The organism is Zarconia navalis LEGE 11467, from assembly GCF_015207075.1.
Lineage (GTDB): Bacteria > Cyanobacteriota > Cyanobacteriia > Cyanobacteriales > Geitlerinemataceae > Zarconia > Zarconia navalis.
The window spans coordinates 1-6,647 of the sequence record NZ_JADEXN010000296.1 but is presented as its reverse complement, the minus strand read 5'-3'; the positions used below and the strand labels follow the sequence as shown (position 1 = coordinate 6,647).

Annotated in this window: 6 protein-coding genes; 3 read left to right on the top strand and 3 right to left on the bottom strand. The window is 50.9% G+C overall.

Going from position 1 to position 6,647, the window contains the following annotated elements:
• A partial coding sequence (gene larE, locus IQ235_RS15110) for an ATP-dependent sacrificial sulfur transferase LarE (protein WP_264322272.1) occupies positions 1-480 on the bottom strand: 480 nt, incomplete at its 3' end.
• Positions 481-700: 220 nt separating this feature from the next.
• Positions 701-2,017 carry a 30S ribosomal protein S12 methylthiotransferase RimO gene (gene rimO, locus IQ235_RS15105; protein ID WP_264322271.1) on the bottom strand — a complete coding sequence of 439 codons (1,317 nt, stop codon included), beginning with the start codon at positions 2,015-2,017 and terminating at the stop codon, positions 701-703.
• Between the two features lie 420 nt (positions 2,018-2,437).
• On the opposite strand from rimO, the gene IQ235_RS15100 reads away from it, so the two are divergent.
• Positions 2,438-2,578, top strand: coding sequence for a hypothetical protein (locus IQ235_RS15100; protein WP_264322270.1), 141 nt, complete (start codon positions 2,438-2,440; stop codon positions 2,576-2,578).
• Positions 2,579-2,662: 84 nt separating this feature from the next.
• Complete coding sequence (locus IQ235_RS15095; protein WP_264322269.1) at positions 2,663-3,778, top strand: hemolysin family protein; 1,116 nt, start codon at positions 2,663-2,665, stop codon at positions 3,776-3,778.
• Positions 3,779-3,871: 93 nt separating this feature from the next.
• Here the strand turns inward: IQ235_RS15095 and IQ235_RS15090 are convergent, their stop codons facing one another.
• Positions 3,872-4,030 (bottom strand): hypothetical protein, encoded by a 159-nt coding sequence (locus tag IQ235_RS15090; protein ID WP_264322268.1) that lies wholly within the window; start codon positions 4,028-4,030, stop codon positions 3,872-3,874.
• A gap of 307 nt (positions 4,031-4,337) precedes the next feature.
• Between IQ235_RS15090 and recJ the strand changes: the two genes are divergently transcribed.
• Positions 4,338-6,647 (top strand): single-stranded-DNA-specific exonuclease RecJ (gene recJ / locus IQ235_RS15085; RefSeq protein ID WP_264322267.1); only part of this gene is annotated, 2,310 nt, incomplete at its 3' end.

The following is a 6,647-nucleotide window of genomic DNA, read 5'->3' as shown; positions in this document are numbered from 1 at the left end:
GGCTTTGGTCATGCCCACCTCTGCTAGAGGCGATCGCGCCCCCCGTTCTTTCGCCGCCTGAATACCGGGGCGGTAATCGTGCAAATCGTCGGCATTGACACCATCGACGACGTAGGGATAACCCCGTTCCAGGGCAAGGGGTTTGAGGGTATCGTGGAGTTCGCTTTTGCAGAAGTAGCAGCGATTTACCGGGTTGGCGGTGTAGTTGGGGTTCGCCATTTCATCGGTGGCCACTTCCTCGTGGGAAATCCCGATCGCGGCCGCTTGAACTCGGGCTTCTTCCAAATCTTCGGGCAGCAGGGATGGGGAGACGGCAGTCACGGCAAGGGCGCGATCGCCGAGGACATCGTAAGCGATTTTGGCCACTAGGGTGCTGTCAATGCCACCGGAATAGGCAATCAACGCCCGATCCATTTGCTCGAACAGAGTGGTTAGGGCTTCGAGTTGCGGGTTTAAGGTTTGTTGGAGTATCTGACTCATGGGCGATCGCTTCGGGGAAATGTCTGTTGGAGGTCGATCCGTTACATCTCTTCATCCTGCCAGATTTTTGAGAAAACGATCGGGGAAGACCCACAGATATACGGACGGGGAGACATGGGAATTATGTGCTTCAGAAAGGGGACGAGGAGAATCGCCACTCATCCATTTCCATTGACTCTTCTGCCCAACTGCCGAAGCCTCTAAAGTCCTCTTCCGAGGCTTACAAAGCGACACTGCCGTATAAATCGTAGACATCGGCATCGGCAATCGTCACCGGAACGATCGAACCCAGTCGCGCCGTCCCCCGTGCGTATACCAAACCATCGACTTCCGGCGCAAATCGGGCAGAACGTCCCACCAGTTCGCCGGTCTGGGGATTTTCTTCTTCGATGAGAACATCCACCACCTTCCCCACGGAAACGGCATTTTTCTTCAGGGAAATAGGTTGCTGTAACTGCATCAAGGCATCCCGGCGAGCGTCCATGACTTCCTGCGGGAGTTGATTTGGGAGGCCGAAGGCGGGGGTTCCTTCTTCGGCGGAGAAGGTGAAAACGCCGACGTGGTCGAATTCGTGACGACCGACAAACTCTAGCAAGTGTTGGAAATGCGCTTCGGTTTCGCCGGGGAAGCCGACGATAAAGGTGGTGCGCATCACCGCTTCTGGCAGTTCGGTTTTGATGCGATCGATAATTTCGTCGTTCACCCGTCCCTGCCACGGACGGTTCATCGCCCGCAGAATTTCCGGGTGGGAATGCTGGAGGGGTAAGTCTAAATAGGGCAACACGTTGGGGGTTTCCCGAATTGCGGCGATGACTTCGGGGGTGAGTCCTGTGGGATAGGCGTAGTGCATCCGAATCCAGGGAATATCCACTTTGCCTAACGCCTTCAGCAGTTCGGCGAGTTGGGGTTTTCCGTAGATATCGGTACCGTAGTTGGTCGTAATTTGGGAAATCAGAATCAGTTCGCGTACCCCTTCGGCGGCCAGTTGTTCGGCTTCGGCGACGATCGATTCGATCGATCTCGATCTTTGATTTCCCCGCAAGTGGGGAATAATACAAAAGGCACAGCGATAGTTACAGCCTTCGGCAACTCGCAGGTAGGCGACCCCTTCGGTAGTGGTGCGATAGCGAGGAGTGGTTTCGTCGGCAATATAAGTTGGTTCTGGGGAAATTTCTGTGACTCGTTCCCCGGCTTCGACGCGCCCCACCACATCGACAATTTTGCCGTAGTCTCCCGTTCCCACCACGGCTACGGCTTCGGGCAATTCTTCGAGTAATTCTTCTTGGAAATGCTGCGCCATGCATCCGGTGACGATGACTTTTTTTCCAGCGTTTGCCAGCTCCACCAGCGTTCGCACCGACTCTTCCCGCGCTGCTTGGATGAAACTGCAAGTATTGACGATCGCGTAGTCGGCTAATTCTTCATTGCTGTCGATGGAGTAGCCAGCATTCGCGAGCAATCCGAGCATATGCTCGGTATCGATGCGATTTTTCTCGCAGCCCAAGTGAGAAATGGCGATAGTTGGCTTGTTGCCCATGCGGAATTTTGTTGGGGTTTTTAAAATTTATGCACCCGTTATCCTACCCTCGATCGCGAGATTTTGTCAAATAAATTGCTGTTACTTTCGTGATGGATTCATTTGCGATCTTGATTTTACTTTTTAGGTCTTAAAATATGGAAAATCGATATCTTTTTAAAGAGCAATAATCAAATTCGATCTGTTTAAATTAAAAACGGTTTTCTCTCTCAAAATACTTAAAAATACTCTCAACCGAAAATCGGAAATCAAAAAATTTATCTAGCCAAAATCGACCCAGTTCGAGGAAATATTAAGATGGGCTAAATTTTGTGAAGGAGGTCGTCGCCAACCGGTCTAAAATACGTTAGACTGTAGTCGATCGCCCTCTTGGAGAGCGATCGACCTTTTATCGAGTCGTCGAAGTAACCCCTTCAAACTATGACTGACCTCAATCGCGGCATCATGAAATTCAAGGGTGCCGATACACCCCTGGCTATTGTCGTTTCTACCCTAGTCATCCTCGGCGGAATTGGTTTCTTACTCTGGTGGGCTTATCAATCTGCCTATGTCGGACTGTAGCGCTCTGCGGGTTCCATCAACTTTCACTCATCCTCTAACCCCAGCCACGGGCTGGGGTTAGGGAGAATCTAACTCATCTGACCTTTGATACTCGCTTCACCTCATATTCTCGCCGCCGATGTCCAACCCCTTCTTGGAGAAGTGTGGCTGGATCTTGTAGTCCTTGGGTTCATGCTACTTCTGTCGGGCTTTTTCGCCGGATCGGAAACCGCCATCACCGCCCTGGATAACTTCAAATTGCGATCGCTGATGAAAGATGCGGGTTCGTCGCGATCGATTTTCCGACTGCTGCTGGAGAACCGGACGAGATTCATCATTACCCTACTGGTGGGAAACACCCTCGTCAACAACCTCTCCGCCATTCTCACGAGTAATTTGTTCACCCTCTGGCTGGGAAATCAGTCCATCGGAATTGCCACTGCCGCCGTCACCTTTTTGGTGCTCACCTTTGGCGAAATCGTGCCCAAATCCGTTGCCATCAACAACGTTTTGCCCATTTTCATGATGGTGGTGCGCCCGATTTACTGGCTCTCGAAGCTGTTATCGTTGTTAGGAGTTATCTACTTATTTGAAACCATCACCCAAACTGCCATTCGTCGCTTTCAACCCAAAGACGGACAGCAGGGAGAATCTCTCAAAGATTTGCAGTTGATGATCGATTTGCTCAGCGGTAAGGGCAAATTAGACCTTCAGAAGCACCAACTGCTCAACAAAGCCTTAATGCTCGATCGCCTCACCGCCAAAGATGTGGTGAAGCCGCGTATCGAGATGCAAACCATTTCTCACCAAGCCACGTTGCAGCAACTGGTGGATTTGTGTTTGGAGACGGGATATTCCCGGATTCCGGTACAAGAGGAGTCTAAAGATCGGATCGTGGGAATCGCTCATCTCAAACGTGCTTTACATCGGCTGACGATTATCGGTACCGAACAAGGAAACAAAGAAGGTGTATTGAGTGCCGTCGATCCCCCCGTGTACGTTCCCGAAACCAAGCGAGTTGCCGATTTGCTCAAAGAAATGTTGCAGCAGCGACTGCATATTGCGATCGTCGTCGATGAGTATGGGGGAACAGTGGGATTGATTACCCTCGAAGATATTTTAGAAGAGTTGGTGGGGGAAATTTATGACGAGAGCGATCGTCCCCGTCGGCAGAGCGATCGCAGCGGAATTCGCCACTTTGCACCGGCTCAAAAATCTTAATTCAAGATCGTATTAGTACTTAACCGCGCTAATTAAGCGAATGCGAAAACCATCGATCGAGTTCTCGATCGATGGTCGCGCTTAACATTGCACTTAGGAGTTTTTCCGAATACCAAACTTGGGAGTCGGAGTTAAACTCTCGCGAAATAAACCCGCCACCGTCCAGGTTAAGTGGACGGTTAACGCTTTAGCAAACGCTTGGAGAGCTTCGGATTCTTGGGAAGTGGATAATTTTTGGGGAGTTGGATTCATGATGAACGCGCGCTCTCTACTTTTCGAGGTTTATAACTTGTAACTTACTATAATATTCATGCTTGTATTGATGGGATCGGGACAGTTATGCATGTGTTTCGAGGTTTTTTACAATCTATAAAATTGCCTCGTTCGATGCTTTTGTTTCCATTGTTTGAAGTCCGGATAAAAAACCGCTTTATTTTTCCAAATATAAATTTTTTACCAAGTGAATACCCCGTGGCAAATTTCAAATAGACATTCGCGAGGACAGGTTGATATAGTGTAGTGCGTCATCCCTTGTCCCACCTTGTCAAAATATTTTCCCATGGTGCCAGATTCTCCCTCAACCTTTTCCCCTCGCACCTTTCGCCTGCCGAACCAGCGATGGAAAATTTTCGAGGCGAAGCCAGAACAAGCCGCCCAACTTGCCGAGATCGCTGACTTATCGCCTCTGCTGGCACAAGTCTTAGTCAATCGGGGGTATGAAACACCGGATGACGCGCAAGTCTTTTTGGAACCGGATTTGGAAACTTTACCGACACCTCTAGAAGCCTTTGGGGACGAACTCGAAAGTGGTCTAGATTTACTCCAAGAGGCGATCGCCCAGAAATATCCGATCGCCATTTGCGGGGACTACGATGCTGATGGCATGACCAGTACCGCCCTTCTCCTGAGAGCGCTACGGTATTTAGGGGGCGAGGTGGACTACGCCATTCCCAGCCGGATGAGTGATGGCTACGGTATCAATTCGCGCATCGTCAAAGAATTGCACGAACGGGGCGTTCGGCTAATTTTAACGGTGGATAACGGCATTGCCGCGAGCGATCCCATCGAACTGGCGCGAGAGTTGGAAATGGATGTCATCGTTACCGACCACCACGATTTACCGACCCAACTCCCCGAGGCCAATGCGATCCTGAATCCGAAAATGCTGCCGGAAACTTCTCCCTATCGAGGTATGGCAGGGGTTGGGGTGGCGTACCTGCTGGCGATCGAATTGGGGCAAGTATTGGGTAAAGCGGAGGATCTGGTTTCCCCCATGCGGGAGTTGCTGACCTTGGGGACGATCGCCGATCTCGCCCCCTTAACGGGTATCAATCGTCGCTGGGTGAAAGAGGGATTGCGCCAGTTGCCTGACTCGACATTACCGGGGATTCAAGCGTTGATTCAGGTTTCTGGGGCAAATGACGGGAACGGGACGATGAAACCCGATGCCATCGGATTTCGGTTGGGGCCTCGAATTAATGCCGTCGGACGCATTGGCGACCCCCAAGTGGCGATCGAACTGCTGACGACGGATGATGAGGGAATCGCGCTGGAAAGGGCAATGCAGTGCGAACAAATCAATCAACAGCGCCGGGAGATGTGTACTCAGATCGAGGCGGAGGCGATCGCTTGGTGCGAAGAATCTCAGATTGACTTCCTTTCAGATCGGGTTCTGGTGGTGGTTCAACCGGACTGGCATCACGGTGTCATCGGCATCGTCGCATCCCGGCTAGTGGAACGATATGGCGTTCCGGTTTTCATCGGTACCTACGAGGATGAAGATCGGCAAAAAATTCGCGGTTCGGCGCGCAGTATTCCCGAATTTAATGTCTTTGAAGCGTTGAAGTTTTGCGACGATTTGCTGGGGAAATACGGCGGACACCGGGCGGCTGGAGGGTTTTCTCTGGCGGCGGACAATCTAGAGGGATTTCGATCGCGTCTGAGTACTTTTGCTAACCAGTGTTTGGAAACCGAACACCTCAAACCGGCGATTGCCATCGACGCGATCGCCGACTTGGCGCAAATCGATGACCATTTATATCGGGAAATCGATCGACTGCATCCCTGTGGCATTGCCAACGATCCTCCCGTTTTTTGGACGCCGAACGTCCGGGTTCTCGAACAAACCACAGTGGGACAAAACCACCTCAAATTGACGATTGCGTCCGATTCCACTGCCCAGTCTCCACAATCGGCGATCGCCTGGCGGTGGAGTGAATACTGCCCGCTACCGAACCGAATCGATGTGGCTTACAAGCTGCGGGAAAATAACTTTAAGGGTAAAACGACGATCGATCTCGAAATCGTAGGAGTTCGCTTACCTTGTGGGGAGAAATCGACTCAGGAGATTCAAGCCGACTCAGATATTCAAACTGACTCAGACATTCAAACCCAGCCAGATATTCAAACCCAGCCAGATATTCAAACCAACTCAGATATTCAAACCAACTCAGATATTCAAACAAACTCAGACATTCAAACTGACTCAGACATTCAAACTGACTCAGATGTTCAAACCCAGCCAGACACTCAAGCCGACTCAGACATTCAAACCAACTCAGATATTCAAACCCAGCCAGACATTGCCCAACCAGAAACTCTCCGGTCACCCGAAATCACCGCAGCGACGGCTTCAATACCTCCCCAGATTCGCCACGCCTCCTTTGAATACCAGGGACGGCAGTATCGCTGCGGTATCTACCCGTTAGAGTCGAAAACCGAGTTAAGAATTCGCAACGATCGCGCTCAGGTGTTAGCGGTAGAGAAAGGCAAAAAAATGGGTCTTTTGGGAACGCAACGGGATAACGCTCGGGAAGTTGACGTATCTGGCCCCCGTTTTTACCAGCTCATTAAAGCGGCGATGCGATCG

Coding starts and splice junctions, on each gene's coding strand:
- IQ235_RS15090 (WP_264322268.1), bottom strand. CDS start 4,030: ATGAATCCAACTCCCCAAAAATTATCCACTTCCCAAGAATCCGAAGCT.
- rimO (WP_264322271.1), bottom strand. CDS start 2,017: ATGGGCAACAAGCCAACTATCGCCATTTCTCACTTGGGCTGCGAGAAA.
- IQ235_RS15100 (WP_264322270.1), top strand. CDS start 2,438: ATGACTGACCTCAATCGCGGCATCATGAAATTCAAGGGTGCCGATACA.